Below are 18,577 nucleotides of genomic sequence, written 5' to 3'. Positions count from 1 at the left end.
CGTTCTGGACGAACTCGCCGAAAAACAAAACTGGCTTGATGTCGCCGCAGAACGTTGGGTTGAGCTGGAAGAAATGCAACAATAGCGAACCTGAAGCAACCCCCAACAGCAACCCGGCACCCACCCACTGCCGGGCAATGGCTATACGGAGATTAGAATGGATCCTGTCTCACAAGGCGTACTGGGCGCAATTGCTGCGCAAACACGCGGTTCTCAGGCAACTCTCGCCAAAGCCGGCTTAATAGGTGCTATTGCGGGCATGGCCGCCGATCTGGATATCCTTATCCATTCCACCACAGATCCACTATTAAGCCTGCAATACCACCGCCACTTTACCCACTCCCTACTATTTATCCCCATTGGTGGCTTGCTCTGTAGCCTGGTGCTCTACCCTTTATTGGCCAAACGATGGGGCATTCAATTCAAACTCACACTGCTCTGGTGCCTGCTGGGTTATGCCACCCACGCCCTGCTCGACAGCTGCACCAGTTACGGCACCCAACTACTGTGGCCATTCTCCAATCATAGAGTAGCCTGGGACAGTATTTCCATCATTGATCCGCTTTTTACACTACCTCTGGTAGCGCTTACCATCTTCGCCTCAATACATAAGAAACGCCGCTATGCCATTGCCGCCATCATTTGGGGAGCGACCTATCTAAGTGCAGGCTTTATTCAACATGAGCGAGCAGTCACGATGGGTTATCAGCTGGCAGACTCCCGTCACCACAACGTGCAACGCCTGGAAGCGAAACCCAGCTTCGGCAACCTGCTTCTCTGGAAAGTCATTTACGAAGCAGACGAGCGCTTTTATGTAGCCGCCGTCAAACCGGGGCTGCGTAACACCGTGGTCTGGCAAGGCAGTAGTATCAACAAACTCAATATTAGCCGCGACCTGCCCTGGCTCAGCCAGCAGTCACAACAAGCCAGAGATATACAACGCTTTAGCCAGTTTTCAGCAGGGTTCATCGCCCTTGACCCAACTAATCCGCATCGCATTATCGACATGCGTTACTCCATGCTGCCACATCAGATAAAACCCCTGTGGGGAATAGAACTCAAACCGCAGGCCAGCGAAATCCAGCATGCCCACTTTTACACAGAACATAGCAACAGAAAGCTCGCCCTGGCGCAATTATGGGGGATGGTTTGGGAATGATCATTGGCTTCATACAAATTGATAAACGCATCGCAACGAATGCACTCAGCCCCCCTAAAGAATCTCGCTATCTCCCACTTTTCTAAGCTGCCTGTGCGGCAGTGAACAGTGGTTAAGCCGGGCCAATACTCTGGCTTATTTTCTAAGCTGCCTGTGCGGCAGTGAACAGTCGGGCACAACGCCGCAGGCTACATTAGCTTTTCTAAGCTGCCTGTGCGGCAGTGAACGGTTCGATGATGCGCGCCGTGCTCATTACAACTTTCTAAGCTGCCTGTGCGGCAGTGAACTGTGCCCAACACCAGATTCAGAAATCGCAAATTTTCTAAGCTGCCTGTGCGGCAGTGAACGACTCCATCGCGTACACATATTCGACGCGACCTTTCTAAGCTGCCTGTGCGGCAGTGAACCGGTGTAGCAACTCCCAAACATATGGTTTTCATTTCTAAGCTGCCTGTGCGGCAGTGAACAATGATTTTTTTGTACGTCAGATCGGAGTCAATTTCTAAGCTGCCTGTGCGGCAGTGAACAACATTAATCCCTAAAGCAGCCAACGCCTCCATTTCTAAGCTGCCTGTGCGGCAGTGAACGTACCCGTCCCTGTCACCGAGCCATCCGTGATTTTCTAAGCTGCCTGTGCGGCAGTGAACTAGCGGCAGAATCATTGCCGCTATCTGCTGCATTTCTAAGCTGCCTGTGCGGCAGTGAACGCTCAGAGGGAAGAGCGAGAGCTGTTGATTAATTTCTAAGCTGCCTGTGCGGCAGTGAACGAAGCCAGAGCCTTCCTTATCGCCGACCGTTTTTTCTAAGCTGCCTGTGCGGCAGTGAACTTACATTCGAGGCTACCCCAATGAATGTAGGCTTTCTAAGCTGCCTGTGCGGCAGTGAACGTACATGGTGCCCATGTAGTCGGTAATGGTTCTTTCTAAGCTGCCTGTGCGGCAGTGAACCATACAGTGATTCATCAACGTCACCGGGGACATTTCTAAGCTGCCTGTGCGGCAGTGAACGCTTGAAGCATCATGTTTTATCCCTCTTTAAATTTCTAAGCTGCCTGTGCGGCAGTGAACAGCAGGCGCAGCCTCTGGCTGTCGCGCTGACTTTTCTAAGCTGCCTGTGCGGCAGTGAACTTTGCTCTTTGCTCACTACAGCGCTGTTGGGTTTTCTAAGCTGCCTGTGCGGCAGTGAACTTCGTAGTCAGGAATTTTTGTCGGCAGACCGATTTCTAAGCTGCCTGTGCGGCAGTGAACGGTCAGGGCGCTCTAGGCCGAGCCGGGTTGCTTTTCTAAGCTGCCTGTGCGGCAGTGAACTTTACAGTTTCTTTTACTCGCAGTCTTTCGTCTTTCTAAGCTGCCTGTGCGGCAGTGAACCGTCTTTAATGCCATGCTACTCTCCGCTCACTTTTCTAAGCTGCCTGTGCGGCAGTGAACAATGTCTCGCAAACCCGGCATCGGTTATCAGTTTTCTAAGCTGCCTGTGCGGCAGTGAACATTCTCACAAGCTCCGACTGCGGATATTCCGCTTTCTAAGCTGCCTGTGCGGCAGTGAACCATTCATCGACATGCCAATTTCACTGCCGTGTTTTCTAAGCTGCCTGTGCGGCAGTGAACCATACAGTGATTCATCAACGTCAACTGGGACATTTCTAAGCTGCCTGTGCGGCAGTGAACTGGGATGAAATGGATATTGAGCAACTGCTACATTTCTAAGCTGCCTGTGCGGCAGTGAACTTTGGCATGTGTTTTTCGGGCTGGCTGATGCCTTTCTAAGCTGCCTGTGCGGCAGTGAACTAATCCAGCACCAGACCGGCTACCACTGACGCTTTCTAAGCTGCCTGTGCGGCAGTGAACAATTTTGTCTCATGTCTCGCAAACCCGGGATTTTTCTAAGCTGCCTGTGCGGCAGTGAACGCCACAAGCTGGCCAGCGATGGCACCGAGTATTTTCTAAGCTGCCTGTGCGGCAGTGAACGAAGAATGCAAAAATCTCTGTGTAGAGTATCTTTTCTAAGCTGCCTGTGCGGCAGTGAACTATAACTTTGAACAATAATTAAGGATTTGAGATTTCTAAGCTGCCTGTGCGGCAGTGAACGCGGTCGTTTTCTTCTTGCGCCTGAATGTATATTTCTAAGCTGCCTGTGCGGCAGTGAACACGGTCGGCCCGTTAATTTGTTCTGTAAGGTTTTTCTAAGCTGCCTGTGCGGCAGTGAACTTCTCGTTTTGTTTCCTTGTGGCGGTTACTTTTTTCTAAGCTGCCTGTGCGGCAGTGAACTGAGAGCGGGTGGTATCAATCCGATTCTCGCGTTTCTAAGCTGCCTGTGCGGCAGTGAACATCCCGCGAATCATCAAGCACCCTTTCACACTTTTCTAAGCTGCCTGTGCGGCAGTGAACGCTGTGCTGAAGTTTTGCGGGCCTTTTGTGTTTTTCTAAGCTGCCTGTGCGGCAGTGAACCTCGGTACTGCTGGACAGGATCACATACGAATTTTCTAAGCTGCCTGTGCGGCAGTGAACATTGGCGCTGCTGATCAGGCAATGACGGTGCTTTTCTAAGCTGCCTGTGCGGCAGTGAACGACCTAAGAGAATGAAACCCTGGCCGATTAATTTTCTAAGCTGCCTGTGCGGCAGTGAACGGCCAATGGTTGACATTGAGCGCCGATCTGAATTTCTAAGCTGCCTGTGCGGCAGTGAACTTTCATCTTTGCTTGAATAGAGAACGCTGGCATTTCTAAGCTGCCTGTGCGGCAGTGAACGCAAATAGGAGGCCCGGCGGTAACGGTTTACCTTTCTAAGCTGCCTGTGCGGCAGTGAACTCATAAAAACGGCTTGCTTTGTGATCTTCATTTTTCTAAGCTGCCTGTGCGGCAGTGAACAACAACGACGAAATAACAAAAGCGCCAACAAATTTCTAAGCTGCCTGTGCGGCAGTGAACGCACAGGCACACCGGATAATGAGCGAGTATTTTTTCTAAGCTGCCTGTGCGGCAGTGAACGTCAGCGAAATCGATTCCGAATAATATTGCGTTTTCTAAGCTGCCTGTGCGGCAGTGAACGGTTGTAGGTATCTAAAGAAAAAGCCCCGACTTTTCTAAGCTGCCTGTGCGGCAGTGAACGGCGATTTCTTCGCCTTTGCTGTACAGATACATTTCTAAGCTGCCTGTGCGGCAGTGAACAGCCCGTTTAAGGCGTCCCAATGCCACGGCTTTTTCTAAGCTGCCTGTGCGGCAGTGAACAGCACATGCAGGGGTTGCTGCTTTGGTCGATGTTTCTAAGCTGCCTGTGCGGCAGTGAACAAATCGGTGTGTTCAATCGAGCGAACACGCTGTTTCTAAGCTGCCTGTGCGGCAGTGAACAATAACCTGTTGTTGCTGTCGCTGTTGAGATCTTTCTAAGCTGCCTGTGCGGCAGTGAACGCTTGCCGCGTTTTCTGAGCACATAATCAGCGTTTCTAAGCTGCCTGTGCGGCAGTGAACTTCAGTCGTCACAGCGACAACTCGATCCATGGTTTCTAAGCTGCCTGTGCGGCAGTGAACGACAACGGAATTTCGTGAAGATGTTGATAGTTTTTCTAAGCTGCCTGTGCGGCAGTGAACGACCGCCACCAAAAGCTGCACTGGCACCCGGCTTTCTAAGCTGCCTGTGCGGCAGTGAACAGCCAGTGAGAGGGCTGTAGCATGGCATTAAATTTCTAAGCTGCCTGTGCGGCAGTGAACACCAGTATAGAACACAAAAAATTAGTTACAACAAGCACTTAAGGGGTTTAGCCAGCAATAACCCAAGTTTTTCAGCTAAATTGTAACTATATGATTAAGTTGGATTTTTAAAAAACACCAAAAACATTGGTTGTTATTGGTTCATGTAATCTTCTAATAGGGTTGCGGCCCAGTCAGGCAATGGTTGCCGCTTAACTACAAGCTCACGCCCCCGTAATTCAGCCACTTGGCTAAAGGGGTTTTCAAAACGGGAGTTGTCAAGAATGTAGGCTCTATCGCACAAGGCCAGCGCCAGCTTAATGTGTTTTAAGGTGCGCGGTACTCGCTCACTGACTTTATTTGATGGAACAAAGTGCCCACCCTCTTCCACACGTTGTGAAACCCTGGCGTTGTTCAGGTCGGTATTCTCAAGATGGACAAACACTAAAATTACTTCGTATCCCAGGGCTTTTGCCTGAGCAGCAAAATCAATTTTTGAGGGATGGGAAAAAACCGTTTCAAAGCAAAATGTGCGGCCATCTTTTAATAGTTGCAGTCGAATTTGCTCGGCAATTTTCGCCGCTTCATAGCTGCGCTGTTCCATCTCTTCGGGAAACAGCTCTTTTGCCAAAACATCTGCATTTACAAAAGGCATACCAAGTGGCTGAAGCTGGGTTCTGTAAAATGTCGTTTTACCGGCTCCATTACCACCAGCAAGCAGCCATAATTGCTTTGCCTTGCTCAACGTATGGATTCTTCCATTGGGATAAATTCACCCTCTTTGAATTGGCCGACGATTACATCGCCATTTTGATCAATACGCTCCAACCAGCCGGGATATGTCGATGAGGCCTGATAACGAATGCGAGCGTTTGTAACGCCACTCGATAGTGTTCCGCTCTTGCGCTGACTTTCCAATTTGCCAAACACCGCATCCGGATCAACTCCTGTGCTCACAACCGGCTCAACATTCAATTTCGCCAAACCTGTTTTGATGGCTAACACCACATCCGGGTCAAGCGTTGAAGAAACGGACTGCCCCAGGGCAGCCCAATATTCGATCTGCTCAGCGGTACTGCGGTGGAAGCGTTTGGCTGCTAACTCCGCAGCCTGCATTAAATCCTGCTGCAAACGAATGGGGGATGAGGCTTTGGCCATAATCAGACTCCTAAAGGTTTAACCGATAAAACTGTAGCAGATTGCTACAGTTTTGGCTATAACGGTTAAAACCAGGGTACTGTGGCGGTTTTGGAGAGGCCGTAGGCATTAAATTTTCCCTCCACCTCCTCACCACTTACTCTACGTTGAATAAACAGCAAAAAACGAGACTGCCCTGTACTGTGGCTTTTCAGTGCAACATGGGGGCAGATAATGTTTTCTCGATATTTTGCTGTTACCGCTTGCTCCCGCTCTGCTGTCCAGGTGCCATTCTCCTGATTATGCTTTCGCCAGCGTTTGATTCGGCTTTCGCCTTTCACATGTAAGCGCTGAAAGATTGCATGGCCATTGATTCGATCAGGTACAGCGTTAACCTCTGTCACCAGCGCATAACTGTTAATCGTAGGATTTTGACAAAGCTGATGGCTTAGCTGTTCCAGCTGTTGCCTTCCCCCATGAAAGCGCAAAATTCCGCCTAAAGTTCTCGCTTGCCCGTAACCGGGAAAACTTAAACCTACATCACCCTCAAACGCGGGTAGTAACCCATGTACTGTCTGCATCAGTTGGGCGACCACGGCGGATTGTAGCAATTCCGCGTCGGGGATGGCTTTGAGTTCAAAGTAACTGTCCATGCTTACTCCTTGCCACTAGCGCCAAAGACTCCACCGCGAATTAACACGGCCATCACATAATGTTGTTGCTCCAGGCTGGGGAGTTGGTCATCCAGAACCCATTTGTCAAACAGGCTGTAAAAATCCTGTTTTTGTTTTGGCTGGCGAAATGCCGTACCCAAGGTCGTTACTGTGCCATAGGGTTCAGCAGCTATGGGGAATTGTGCTTCTGGGTACCAGGTATCGATGGTGCGAATGGCGTTGCTGATTTTTTGCGAGTGCATACCGGCAATATCTTTCTTTTGATAAAGCACTTTGCTTTTGTCTTTTCCAGTATCAAGGATTAACTCCTGTGAAGGGTAAACTTCCTGCCCATAGCCCATTTTTACTTCTGCCTTTATGTAGAAAATGACAAAGGCCTCGCCCTTTAAGCCTTGCGCTATCAGTTGGGCGATGGGAGCGACGGCTTCATCTGCTTGATCAAAACTGGTAAGGCTCAGATTTTTCGCATTTGCTATCTCGGCAATAGGGTTACTACCATCGGCATTCAGGGAAACGGTAAGTTTGATGGTCTCGGCACCTAAGCGGTTGCGCCATAACCAGCGTGCATTGGCAATATTACAGGCGTAACGGCGAGCGAGTTCACCAACACCCTGTCCGGCTAAGTAGCTGTCTACCACGCTCAGCAGTTTGGTTTGGTAGTCCTGATCATTACAAACACTGGGCTTGCCAGTAAATGGCAATACTTTGCAACTCCACTTCACCAATAAGGTATCGCAATCGTGGTCAAGAGAAGCTACGTCTACAGTTTGCAGATTAGGTTTTTCAATTTCAGCGTCTAATTTTACTGGGTCATTAGCGATGGCCGCTTTTAAACGGTTACTAATGGTGCCCCTAACCGATTTGGTTTGAATGCCCACCGGCCTGCGTTGGTTGCCTGATGCGCTATCTAACTGCCAAAAATAGGCATCAGAAATATCCAGGTTGCGCTCAAACGCTAGTACGGATGCTGTTGTTAAAGTCATGATTACTCTCCTTGATGGGCTTCAGTTGTTTGGGTAAAAAGATAAAGGTTGTCGCTTTGGCTATTACGCCAAAAGCAGTTTGAAAATTGATTGGGCAAGCGACGGGGGAATACCCATTTGCCTAAACTGTAAATAGTCTCAACATACTGGCTGGAATATTCAGGGTTGCGGTTGTTCTCCAGTCGTCCTGCATCAAATACGGCTGCAAGCCCCTGATAACCGACAGGCATGGGTACCAACCAGCCCCTGCCGGTTTTTTCGCTGCGTGTTTTCCAGCCGCTTTTTGTGTTGGCTACCGGCTCATGATGAAGAGCAGCCACTTCAATAAGAGCATCCAGCGCAGTCGCCTCTGGTGCTGTTGTTTGCATTTGATGGGTAATGTCAATCAAATCCTCTTGGGCGTCCATCAACACAAACGCAGGAAGTAGTGCTTTTTTAATATCCTCTTCATTGGTATAGCTATAAAGCTGCACACCCTTTATGGCGACAACGCTTCCCCCTGCTATGCGCTGCTGAAATACCAATGCTTTGCATTGCTGCTCGATGGTGGCCTGATCATCATCAATATCCCTTGCAGCTTGTCTACTGGCGGATACTTCTAACACCAGGCTAACGGTGAGATGCGCTTTTCCTTCTTCAATAATGGAAGCCGTTTTATCGTCTTTCTTGATGGGGTTTCGGCTTTGGTTGAAGGTGTAATCGGTATAGGGGTGTGGTCTATAGCGCTGAACGTGTATCTCATGGCAAGCGACCAATACACCGGAAAGGTCAACCTCCAAGCAGGATTGCATCAACTTGCGATTAAGAGCATGAATCGCCCCCATAAAACCCGATAGTGCCGGAAAGCCATAGGTGATGGGGCTTGAAATGGCATTGGCCCCTTCAATCTCAATACGATCCAACAACAGATAATGACTGGCATGGCTCATATAAATAACTCCTTGCCTGAACGCAGGCTGGCTTTAATGGCCTGCTCGATCTCACGCTGCCATTCAGTAAATTCGGTATCGCCAAAATAGCTGGCAATATTTTTAAATCGTTTTTGCAAACGCTGATTAAGCCAGAGGGAAAACAGCTCTACGATTTCCTGAACCCAGTCGCTTTGTTCACGGTTTTTGGCAAACTCTTCTTCACCTTCAAGCCGGACGCGGTATGGGTCTAGCCAGTATTTTTCGGCCATTGATAATTGGTAGTCTTTACTCCAGCCTGCGGTGTATGAGGTTTGAATGGTTTCAACTAATTTGAATATGCCTGCAATGATGAGATCCAGCGCATCTTTACGGGCATCCCGCACATCCACCGTGTTTTTTTGTTCCGCTACGACTTCATACAGTTCTTTTAAGCCGAAACTGCAACATTGCGTCAAACGCTGTTCAAATAAAGTGGTTTGAGTTTTATTGAGGCGATAACTTTGTTTGCTATCCAAGCTGGGAGGAAGCGAAGAAAGCAGGTAATTACGGCCACTTTGCTTGCTGGTAAGCTGGCTGATATTTTGCGGCTTGGTACCGCCTAAACGAACCACAGCCACATCAGGTATCGAAACATAGGCTTGGTGATCGGCCGATTTTTTCTTTCGACTCTCTCTTGCCTGCTTATTCTCATCGCTAAACCGCAAATTATTTAGGCTGCTAAAAAACTGGCTGGTCAGCGCCGATGGATACAGTGGTACCAAGGTACAGTAGTTGTCTTCTGCTATGGCCTCTTCCAGTGGCCAGAGTATCTGTTTATTACGCTCGTGAGTGGCTGGGCTTTCTACCGGGTTGGTTAGTGCCTTATAAAAATTGTCAAAGTAGGTATTTGATTTTTCTTCGTCGGCACTCAAAGCCTTTTTTACCGCGGGGTGCTGTGCCTGTATAAGGTGGCGAATTTTGATGTCTTTGGTCTCATCCACCCAGGTTTCAAAAAAGGCCGCCAAGGGCAGAGCGGCAGCATTACCATTGGCATCCACTGGCAAACTGGCCAAGGTTTGGGAGCCAATCAGGCCTTCTGGCAAAGGGTTATCGGCCTGAAAATTCAGGTTATCCCCTTTAGAATCAGGATGGATACCTTTGGAAATATGGGTGCCAAAACGAAGCTGGCCTGCCATACGCTCGGCGGCATCTTGCATCCAAACCTCCAAGCTGTATTTTTCCTTGAGCTTGGCCAGATTTTCATCAAGCTGTGTAATTTTGGTGGTATCCTTCGTCGGGTCTAACTTGGCAAGCGCCTTTAAATCCGGTTCCTGCTTTTTCTCCAACTGCTCATCGAGAAACCGCCGAACGGCTGTTTGAGCCTGATTTTCAGATATATCTTCCATCAACTTTCTCCTTTGCTAATTCTTTCATTTTGTCACCGCCAAAACCCCAAAAACGAATCATAGAGCCACCTACCTTCAATCTCTTCCAGCCGGACGCTGGCAAATTTTCTTGCGGTTTTGGCTAAATTTGGCGGGTCTTGCTGCTCGTCTATTTCCTGTAACGCTTCATCCAGATCAGTTTTTAGCCAGGAAGTAACCTGAGTATTGTCAGGTTGATATGGCGAGAACTGGATTTTTTTCGATTGATAAACACAGTCTTCCAGGCTTTCCCAGGCGGATTCGGCAAGAGTGAATTTGTAGCCGTTTGGGTCATCTGTAACAGGCAGACAAACATAATCCTGTTGCGCTCTGTCGTTTTGGCGAAAAGGGCTGATCTTTTGCAGGTGTGCCGAGGCGCGATTGCCGTTATCTTCCCGCCAAAAGGCACTGACAAAGTTATTTGAGTTATTGAGCAGGTCTTCCATTACCCCGTGCTCCAAATCCGTCAGACTGGTTTTGGTGTGCAACTCCTCGGCACGGGCAATGCGGGGTATTGAATCCACCCGGCTTAGCTGTTGTTCTGTTAATAATTCGGAGCAATTGTGGGTGCTTAGCTTAAATTTTGGTGGTTCCTGTTGCTCAAAGCCGGGGCGGGTAAAAGCTACTTGATTGTTGCCAAGCCCAAGCATACTGCTGCTCATAACGAGGATATTGGTGGCTTCGGCAACTTTGTCTGGCCTGTGCCGCCACACCCGGCCAGCTAGCTGTATCAGCGAGCGCATGGAGGATGGCTCGACGATTGCCCAATCGTAATCGTGATCGCGGCCAACCTCGGCGACAGGGCTGGCGACAACAATAAACAGATGGTTTTGGGCGGGGTTGGAAGCCAGGGCAGCCGTTACTTCGTAATGATCAAAAATGGATTGATTGCCACTACGGCTAAGGATTCTATCCAGCTTTTGTTCCAGTGTATTACGCAGTACCAGTAACTGTTTGGCATGGTAACAACAGAGGTGAATATGGGTATTCCCTTCCAGTTCTGTTTGTTCAAACAGCGCCTTTACCAGTTTGATAATGGGTTGCACATTGGCCATGCGAATCAAGCCGATACTGGCGCGCTTACCCGTTTCAGCGCAGGTTTCGGCATGATCACCGTGCAATTGAGTCGCGCCATGCAATAAAACTTTCGCCAGTGCCGCCATATTTACTTTTTCATTTTCTTTGGGCGGTGGTAACTCGATGGGTAGTATTTTCGCCTGCCTTCTCTTGGGTTGCTTCTCTAAATAGCGCACTCTTCTGGTAACAAATTGTTGGTGGACTTGAGCAAACTGGCCGGGAGCGATACACAGCTCTGTGGTTTGCTGATCTTCATCAAACCAACCACAGGGAACAGGCAGGTTTGGATTTAACCCCATTTGGCTATTCCAGATTTTTCGCCCGGCAGCATAAGCCTGATAAAGCCCGGTGACTAAATCAGGTGTTAGGGTTGCAGAGGACAGTAGTAATTTGCTGCCAAACAAACCGGCCAGATGCACTAACCGTGAGAGGGCTGGCAAATCACGCTGATCAAAATCGTCCGGCTCGTCCAGCACCAAATCACTGGTCAGCAACCGTAATACGGGAGCGATGTAGCGGCCGCCCCGGCTGCATTCCGATGCCTGCATAATGTGATCGACCGTACAGGTCACCACGGGGGCGTAGAGCAGCTGGCGGGTTTTGTGGTCAGCGGTTAACGTGTCAAATTCACTGGGCAGGCTGCTGCCATCCAGCCAATCGCCTTTATCGAACAGCGCTTCCATGGATTCACTGCCCATATCTTCAGCGTTAAGCTCTTTCGCGTCCTCTCGTCGCTCTCCCATTTCGAACAATTCACGGTTTGCTGCCCCTCCAACCAGTACTGCCAGCTGCTCGTCATCCAAGTCCAGCTTTGCCCGCAGTGCTCGCCCGGTTTGCAATGTAAGCACTCGCAACCCCAGGGCAATGGTGAAGCGAGCACCACTTTCCTGATTGCCCAGCGCATACATGATTCGCGCATTGGCAAGGGTTTTACCACGCCCAGTTGAGGCCATATTGACCCCGAAAAAACCTTGCTGTTGTGCTTGTGGCCGAAGCTTTTGCGCCAATAGAAATGACTTGTTTTGCCATAAATAACCCTCTGCTCGTGTTTGAGCTAAAAAGGGGCGATGTTTATCTGGCAAGCCTGTAAGTCGAGCATTTAGATTGGGGATCACCAAGGCTATTCGTGAAGCAAAATCCGCTACGCCGATAAGATGCTCATCCAGTGCTTGTTTGAGCGTGCGGTTTTTATCGGTATTGGCAGCCAACTTACCGATAAATTCAGTATCGCCTTGGACGCGAGCTTTATGCTCTTTGGGCAGGCTTGAATAGTTATGGTCGGCCAGCATTAAGCAGAGGCGCGATAGGTGCATCAACAAAGGATCGGAAATAGTTTGCTTGGCTAGTGCCTGCAACGGCGCATGATCGCGCGCTTTTCTTGCCCAACGTTTTATTTTTTTCTGCCAGCTTTTGCTGGCCATAATGATTTCTTTTAGCTGCCAAAAATCCTGGCTATTGCCAGCATTGGCGTTTTTTACCCATTGCTCAAATGGAGCCAGATCAGCATAGAATTCTTTCATGATGAAATCTTCACCCCAACCTCTCTTGCTTTGTTGTTGTTGAGTTCTAACTTGGGTTTTGAAGTAGTCAAGTCCATAGATGGGTAGCCTATGGTGAGTAACGATTAACCAGGCAATCAACTGAGCTAATTTAGGTAGTTGATCCAATCTCTGCGGTTTTGAACCCGCTACAGAATCATTAGGCATCCGATTTAACCAGTTTGGATTTTCAGCCATGAATACATCAAAATTGATTAGCCTATTTAGCCACGCTTCATCAGTGTTGCAGCCATCAATCATTGCCTGAAATAAGCGGAGGGAAATCCATTCATGCCGGTAGGGGTCGCCCTTTTTACCTGCAGCGCTATTCAGCAATTTTTTTTGAAAACCTACGGTGGCCTTACCAATGTCGTGTAAAAGTCCGGCCAGCACAGCAACAATTTGTATACTGCGCCCGTGCAGCCAATTGTTTTCCTCTTCCGTTGAAACATTGGGCTTTTGTGTGCTGTTCACAGGCACCATTCCCAATTCGTTAAATTTCCGACGATTCCCCACCACCCACACCAACTCACTTCTCGCCCGTGACCGTATCCAATGACAACTCACCGCCGTATTTTTGGTGGCGGTTTTACGCAGCAGTTTTTTAACAGCCAGCAGGCCTTCCTGGGTGATCACTGTTTGCCACGTGTTGTCGCCAATTCGGTCAGCGAAGGCATCCAGCACCCGGCGGGTGCGGTTGAGGGCTTTCTTTTCGCATTGTGAGACGAAGGTGACCATCATGGTTATTTACCTTTGCTCCCACTATCGTTCTTTTCATTCCATATAAAACCAATGGGTTTTTTCTTTGGCTCTGGTGGTTTCATCAATTCCCGGATGGCGTCAAACACTACTTTAAATTGTTCATCATAACGGTGTTCCAGGGCATCCAACCTTTGGTTTAGCTCTGCGTTCTCGCTTAGAATTCGCCTGATACGAACGAAGGCACGCATGATTTCGATGTTGACCTGAACGGCTTGAGGGCTGCGCAACACGCTGGATAACATGGCCACGCCTTGCTCAGTGAATGCATAGGGAGGGGTTCTTCTACCACCCCAACTTGAGGTCACAATTTGTGACCTCAAGTTGTTAAACTCTTGTTTTGTAAGGTGAAACATAAAGTCATCAGGGAATCGATCGATATTTCGCTTTACTGCTTGCAACAGAACTTTTGTCTCGACGCCATACAGTTCCGCCAATGCGCCATCTAGCAGCACCTTTTGCCCTCGAATCAGCAGAATCTGCTTTTCAATTGCGATCATATTATTCATGGGTTCCTTCCCAGTTGGTTGTTAATGCCACCGTTTTCACCTGCTCAAACATAAAATCCAGCGCTTTGTGGTCGGTAAAGGCTTGCAGGCACTGTTGGCGAAATTCCTGCTCTGTAGCGTTTTCTTTGGCGCAGATAAAGGCCCAGGGCAGTACGATGGCATCTTTAATTAAATCGGCTATATCGAATACCAGTGCGCCTCTGCGAGTCTTGCCGTGCATGACTGCAAAACCGTGAGGGATGCCAAGTACCCAGAGCGTGGTAGCGGCCAGACCATAGGCCAGATAGTTGCCGTGATTGAGAAAGGCGTTGGCACTATCGACTTGAGAGCCGCTATTGTCGCGCTCGCGGGTGAAGTCACCGTATTTTGTGCAGTTAGCGGCGTATTTATAGAGTTGCTTGGTAAGCTCGGCTTCGCCCTGTAACAGGTAGCTGACTTTTTGTGCTGCCTGAATTTTGTTGCGACTGCTATTTAAGGCGTTTTGTATTACAGGGCTGTTACTGTCGAACCCTTCTGTTTTAAGGTCGCGGTCTTTTGCCCAAAGAGTTTGCAGATATTGAATGCGTGCCGACTGAAAGTGTTTGGCGGCTTGCAGGCGTTTGTCATCTTCAAACCAGAAGCTCATCCAGCCTTGCAGGTATTCCGTGGGTCGGTATTCACTTTGGGGGCTTAGCCATTCGATTTCAGTGGCCATGAGCAGTGGTGTACCGCCACCCCCACAAAAGCCAACCATCACACCAGCCGACGCCAACATTCGCATAGCAGCCTGGGTGATTGACGTACCGGTTCCCAGTAACAGGCAGGTGGTGTTGGCGATGGGAATATTCCAATATTGGTTTTCTTCTTTCGCTTCGGTCAGGTACAACACACGTCCATCTTTCTGCATGACACGGCATTTTTCCAGGTAATAGATATTGGCGCGCTTGGAATGAAGAATGGCTTTTAAATCGGTGAGTTGTTCCATGTAAATTCCCTTTTGTAACTCATTCCTATTTTGCGCCTCATGGGTAGACAAAACTCGTCATGGATGTTTGCACAGTACTCTGGATTACTTCACTACATTCGCAATGGCGCGTTTCTTTTGGATTGCTTCGTCGCTTCGCTTCTCACAATGACTGTGTTTTTACATATCACAACCACCCCAACCCTTTGCCCAGTTGTAGCTCCAAACCCTGTTGCAATCTGCTTTGCAGTTTTTTACGCAATTTGACAGGTGCCTCCACGTAGACATGCGGTGTATGGCGAAGCAGGTCCTGAAGCAGCTCGCGATCATCGGCATAGGGAATGGTGAGCAAATATTCCCTGCCTTGCCACTCTCCTTTTTGTTCCGGATGCCACTGCTGGAGGGCGATTTCCCGGGCTATTTCTCGTGAGAAGCGTAATTTGGCAGTGTGTTTTGCTTTGCCTGCAAAAATGCCGTAGCTGTTGGTGAAGTGTTCATTGAGTAATGCTTTGTCGATCGCGTTTGCGGTTGTTTTGTGAATCTCTGCTCTGGTAATACGGGCGATGGAGAAGGTTCTCAGCTCTTGCCGGAGGTGGCACCAGGCGTCGAGATACCAGTTTTCACGGTAGTGAATGAGGGTCTGTGGGCTAACCTCTCGCTGAGTTTGAGTGCCATTGTAACTGGTGTAGTGCAGGCCGATGACTCGTTTCTTCAGTAATGCTTCGCTGACTTTGCTGAAAATTCTGCCAGGTAGTTGGCGGTGGGCAATGGGAAGCACTTTGATATGGTTAATAAATGCACTGGGGCTGATACCACGGGCTTTGAGCAAGGCATTAACTTCTTTTTCTATAACACCAATTTCGTCATTAAGTAAGCCGTTGCCCAGGTTTTCCAGCAGGTTGATTAACAGGCTGAGGGATTGCAGTTCGTCGCTGGTAAGCCAGAGGCCGGGCAGCTCAAACAGGTGGTTGGGGTCTTCTGCGTAGTACCAGCCTTTTGCAGACTGATCATATTCAAGTGGGGCATCAACAATTTTCAGGTTCTCTATCAAGCGCTGAATCTGTCGCTCAGAGCATTCCAGCTCTTCTGCCAGCACCCGTTTGGGTACAGGAAGCCGTCTGGATTTGAGTATTCGGTGAAGTTGCTGGATGCGATCAAACTTGTCCAAAAAATCTCTCCATGATCAGCTGGGGCGCTTCCACTTAACGCTTCACCTACATTAAAACCAATTCGGAAGCCATGGGGATGCTAATGTAACAGAGCTAATGTACATTCGTTCAGCCTTGTGAAATCTGAAATGATTTTTTGACCTTTTCAAAGGCGCTCAAATCTCGCTCGAAGTAATGAATGACCGGTGCCTGATAACTCACTTCGTAAAAACCATTCGCATCGACACTGCCGTACGCATGTAGACGATACCTCAGCCCGTCCGGGGCAATCAGCAAGGCACTAACCTTAAACCCCTCTTTCCCTCCAAGAACTGCTGGCTCCTTACTTTCAACTTCAATTGTTGCACCTTCATTCTGCTGGCGGAACTCGGCAATGTAGTAGTCCATCAGATCTGTTATCAGCATATCGGGGGTTAATGCTTTCTTGGTTTTTCTGAATGCTTTTTGCAGACTATATTTCACTACGGTGATTCGCTGGATACTCAAGCCATCTTTCGTCACCATAAAACCGTCCACACCCGGATGAAACCTCATCCAGCCACTTGGCAGATTCACACTAAATCCGTTTTTGCTAACAGCTTCGCTTCCGGGTTTCACCTGACTCCAAATAGTGCAGCCAGACATAATCAACACCAGAAAAACCAATACACTTTTTTTCATTCTTATTCCCCTGATTTTTTCTTGTCAATCATTCTTAAATATTGCTCGACAAAACCTCTGTCAGGCGCGTCTTGCGTCACGTTCAGGTACTGTTTGAAATCCCGTTCGGCCAGATCATAATTCCCCAGCTTCAAATGAGTAATACCTCTTGGTTTTAATACTGATCGATCACCATTGGATAATTCATATAAAGAATATTGTTCCAGTGCTTTTTCGAGGTCGCTCTCTTCTGCCCTTAGTCGGTATGCCTCACCCAGGTAAAAGTAACGTGCATGACCGTAACTCCGGGCAAGCCCGTCGTTCTCTAAAATGGCAATCACCGCGTTATAGCGACCTTTCTCAATTTTTTTATCCAGAACATCAATGCGTAGCTGCATCAGGGTATTGAGAAACTTTTCCTGAGAAATTTTTCCACCGTTGTTTTCAGTTTTGCTGGCAAGCTCGTTGAAATTCCGTATCCTTGCCTGCAATTTGGGGTGCGATGAAAAGAAAAAAGGTGCTTTGATGTCTTCGGCTTCAACCTCTCGCAGTAAGTGCTCAAATGTTTTCCTGGCTTCACTCACCTGATAGCCTGCTCGTTGAAGACGCTTAAACCCTTCCAGGTCGGCTTCGGTTTCATGCTCTCGGGAATAACCTGTCACTGCTGAAGCGAACGTCACCTCTGCCAACAGTGGTATTCCCAACATAGAGATAGCCATCATCCAGCCTGCTGCCTGATGAAAATGTTCCCTTTGACGTGCCGAATGTTTGTTAAGAAAGTGGACGCCCTCGTGGGCCAACACTGTAGCCAGTTGTGCCTCGTTTTGCATAACACCCAACAAACCGCTATTGATGTAGATACTGCCATTGGGCATGGCAAACGCATTGAGAACAGGTTTTTTCAGTGCTCTTACACGAATATACCCCCGGTACTCAGGGAACAACTCATCCATAATGCCCTGCAAGTAAGTATCAATTTCATCAGAGCCAAGTAATTGACCACTTTTGCGAATGGCCTCTTCAGCTTTTTCAGATTGATGCCAGAGTCGTATTTCACCCTCAGTAACAGGCTCTATTGTAGAACCCGGTGTATAGTTGGTAACAGTTGAAGAGCAGCTGACAATTAACAGAAATACAGCAACGATCAGGAACTTCTTCATGCCGCTTCATCAATCTTTTTCTGGTTTCTGGCTTCAAATCTGAGTCTTTTCTCCTCCGCTTTTTTTTCTCTGGCCAATTGCTCTTTGCTTTTTGGTTTTGGCGGGATTTCAGCGGGAAAACTCTCCAGGGTTTTAGACATCATGAACCTTGCTTCCCTATCTGTTCTCAACCCTCCTCCCGGATTGTAGGTAGTATTCGTCCAGATGATTTTCCCCGTATCCAGATCAATCAGGCCAACATGAATCAAGGCATGCCCCATTGGCATGGCGACACCGAATACCGCTGCCATAACTACTGCTGACGCGATTCTGCCGCCCGAAGAAACACTTTCATCCCCAATCACAACTAGCACTGCATCGGCTTCAAGCTCATCTTTCATCAAAGCCAGACCATCACCAATACGCATATCCAGCTTATCTCGATGGGCTTTCCAGGCGGGTTGCCTGTAGGTGGAAACAAATTCCAGAGAGAGTCGTTGGTAAAGAGCAAGATGCTCGTCAAGGTAATCCTGCTTGTCATCAGGAATTTCCTGCGCTTTCCTGATATCCAAAGTAGATGATGCGGTGCCTACCAGGTCCGTTAAGTAAGCATCAATATTTTTAGTGGCTTCGTCTGTCCACTCCGGCACTTCTTCCAGACTGGCAATACCCAGCTCATTAACGGTTACCTCAGGTTCGAGAACCGCCACTCTCATGCCGTCGAATTGTTGATTTTTTGCAGTATGCAGAAATGGAGATTGTTGAGCGCAGCCGGATATTGTTATGGCAACTGCTGTTAGAAATACTCTGAAATAGTACGTCATCATCATCCCCTGAATATTGTTATTTCC

The 18,577-nt window shown here is 48.5% G+C and carries 14 protein-coding genes and 1 CRISPR repeat array; of the genes, 1 reads left to right on the top strand and 13 read right to left on the bottom strand.

All coding sequences use genetic code 11. The features are described 5' to 3' along the window. The first annotated feature begins 157 nt into the window (after positions 1-157). Positions 158-1,159, top strand: a complete 1,002-nt coding sequence (locus H7A02_03810; GenBank protein ID MCP5171379.1) for a metal-dependent hydrolase — start codon at positions 158-160, stop codon at positions 1,157-1,159. Positions 1,160-1,238: 79 nt separating this feature from the next. Then, positions 1,239-4,866: a CRISPR direct-repeat array (repeat unit 28 nt; unit sequence TTTCTAAGCTGCCTGTGCGGCAGTGAAC). Between the two features lie 133 nt (positions 4,867-4,999). Here H7A02_03810 and H7A02_03805 read toward each other — a convergent pair. From H7A02_03805 to H7A02_03745, 13 genes are all read right to left on the bottom strand, one after another. After that, positions 5,000-5,590, bottom strand: coding sequence for an AAA family ATPase (locus H7A02_03805; protein MCP5171378.1), 591 nt, complete (start codon positions 5,588-5,590; stop codon positions 5,000-5,002). Continuing rightward, on the bottom strand, positions 5,587-6,003 hold the full coding sequence (locus H7A02_03800) for a hypothetical protein (protein MCP5171377.1): 417 nt from the start codon (positions 6,001-6,003) through the stop codon (positions 5,587-5,589). Before H7A02_03800 ends, H7A02_03805 begins: the two co-directional genes overlap by 4 nt. A 65-nt stretch (positions 6,004-6,068) precedes the next feature. After that, a complete protein-coding gene (cas6f, locus tag H7A02_03795; GenBank protein MCP5171376.1) occupies positions 6,069-6,635 on the bottom strand; it encodes a type I-F CRISPR-associated endoribonuclease Cas6/Csy4 in 567 nt (188 codons plus the stop codon). 2 nt (positions 6,636-6,637) lie between these two features. Beyond that, positions 6,638-7,642, bottom strand: a complete 1,005-nt coding sequence (csy3, locus tag H7A02_03790; GenBank protein MCP5171375.1) for a type I-F CRISPR-associated protein Csy3 — start codon at positions 7,640-7,642, stop codon at positions 6,638-6,640. Further along, positions 7,642-8,568, bottom strand: a complete 927-nt coding sequence (gene csy2 / locus H7A02_03785) for a type I-F CRISPR-associated protein Csy2 (protein MCP5171374.1) — start codon at positions 8,566-8,568, stop codon at positions 7,642-7,644. Before csy2 ends, csy3 begins: the two co-directional genes overlap by 1 nt. Beyond that, positions 8,565-9,935 carry a type I-F CRISPR-associated protein Csy1 gene (gene csy1 / locus H7A02_03780; protein ID MCP5171373.1) on the bottom strand — a complete coding sequence of 457 codons (1,371 nt, stop codon included), beginning with the start codon at positions 9,933-9,935 and terminating at the stop codon, positions 8,565-8,567. The genes csy2 and csy1 overlap by 4 nt, the downstream gene beginning before the upstream one ends. A gap of 32 nt (positions 9,936-9,967) precedes the next feature. After that, the gene (gene cas3f, locus H7A02_03775) at positions 9,968-13,309 is read right to left on the bottom strand and encodes a type I-F CRISPR-associated helicase Cas3 (GenBank protein ID MCP5171372.1); all 3,342 of its coding nucleotides are present in this window, start codon (positions 13,307-13,309) and stop codon (positions 9,968-9,970) included. 2 nt (positions 13,310-13,311) lie between these two features. Further along, entirely contained in the window at positions 13,312-13,836 is a 525-nt protein-coding gene (locus H7A02_03770) for an ORF6N domain-containing protein (protein ID MCP5171371.1), read from the bottom strand. Then, positions 13,829-14,800: a type I-F CRISPR-associated endonuclease Cas1 gene (gene cas1f / locus H7A02_03765; GenBank protein ID MCP5171370.1), complete on the bottom strand. Its 972-nt coding sequence runs from the start codon at positions 14,798-14,800 to the stop codon at positions 13,829-13,831. The genes H7A02_03770 and cas1f overlap by 8 nt, the downstream gene beginning before the upstream one ends. Positions 14,801-14,966: 166 nt before the next feature. Beyond that, a complete protein-coding gene (locus H7A02_03760; protein ID MCP5171369.1) occupies positions 14,967-15,947 on the bottom strand; it encodes a WYL domain-containing protein in 981 nt (326 codons plus the stop codon). Between the two features lie 109 nt (positions 15,948-16,056). Continuing rightward, positions 16,057-16,608, bottom strand: a complete 552-nt coding sequence (locus tag H7A02_03755) for a hypothetical protein (GenBank protein MCP5171368.1) — start codon at positions 16,606-16,608, stop codon at positions 16,057-16,059. A 2-nt stretch (positions 16,609-16,610) separates the two neighbouring features. Continuing rightward, positions 16,611-17,747, bottom strand: coding sequence for a M48 family metalloprotease (locus tag H7A02_03750; GenBank protein MCP5171367.1), 1,137 nt, complete (start codon positions 17,745-17,747; stop codon positions 16,611-16,613). Next, positions 17,744-18,550 carry a hypothetical protein gene (locus H7A02_03745; protein ID MCP5171366.1) on the bottom strand — a complete coding sequence of 269 codons (807 nt, stop codon included), beginning with the start codon at positions 18,548-18,550 and terminating at the stop codon, positions 17,744-17,746. The genes H7A02_03750 and H7A02_03745 overlap by 4 nt, the downstream gene beginning before the upstream one ends. Positions 18,551-18,577 lie beyond the last annotated feature (27 nt).

The organism is Pseudomonadales bacterium (assembly GCA_024234435.1).
Taxonomy (GTDB): Bacteria; Pseudomonadota; Gammaproteobacteria; order Pseudomonadales; family Porticoccaceae; genus JACKOF01.
This window is presented reverse-complemented; position numbering and strand designations above follow the sequence as displayed.

Excerpts from the sequence above, each read along its gene's own strand:
- csy1 (MCP5171373.1), bottom strand. The coding sequence starts at position 9,935 with ATGGAAGATATATCTGAAAATCAGGCTCAAACAGCCGTTCGGCGGTTT.
- H7A02_03810 (MCP5171379.1), top strand. The coding sequence starts at position 158 with ATGGATCCTGTCTCACAAGGCGTACTGGGCGCAATTGCTGCGCAAACA.
- H7A02_03770 (MCP5171371.1), bottom strand. The coding sequence starts at position 13,836 with ATGAATAATATGATCGCAATTGAAAAGCAGATTCTGCTGATTCGAGGG.
- cas6f (MCP5171376.1), bottom strand. The coding sequence starts at position 6,635 with ATGGACAGTTACTTTGAACTCAAAGCCATCCCCGACGCGGAATTGCTA.
- csy2 (MCP5171374.1), bottom strand. The coding sequence starts at position 8,568 with ATGAGCCATGCCAGTCATTATCTGTTGTTGGATCGTATTGAGATTGAA.
- H7A02_03750 (MCP5171367.1), bottom strand. The coding sequence starts at position 17,747 with ATGAAGAAGTTCCTGATCGTTGCTGTATTTCTGTTAATTGTCAGCTGC.
- cas1f (MCP5171370.1), bottom strand. The coding sequence starts at position 14,800 with ATGGAACAACTCACCGATTTAAAAGCCATTCTTCATTCCAAGCGCGCC.
- H7A02_03800 (MCP5171377.1), bottom strand. The coding sequence starts at position 6,003 with ATGGCCAAAGCCTCATCCCCCATTCGTTTGCAGCAGGATTTAATGCAG.
- H7A02_03755 (MCP5171368.1), bottom strand. The coding sequence starts at position 16,608 with ATGAAAAAAAGTGTATTGGTTTTTCTGGTGTTGATTATGTCTGGCTGC.
- H7A02_03745 (MCP5171366.1), bottom strand. The coding sequence starts at position 18,550 with ATGACGTACTATTTCAGAGTATTTCTAACAGCAGTTGCCATAACAATA.
- cas3f (MCP5171372.1), bottom strand. The coding sequence starts at position 13,309 with ATGATGGTCACCTTCGTCTCACAATGCGAAAAGAAAGCCCTCAACCGC.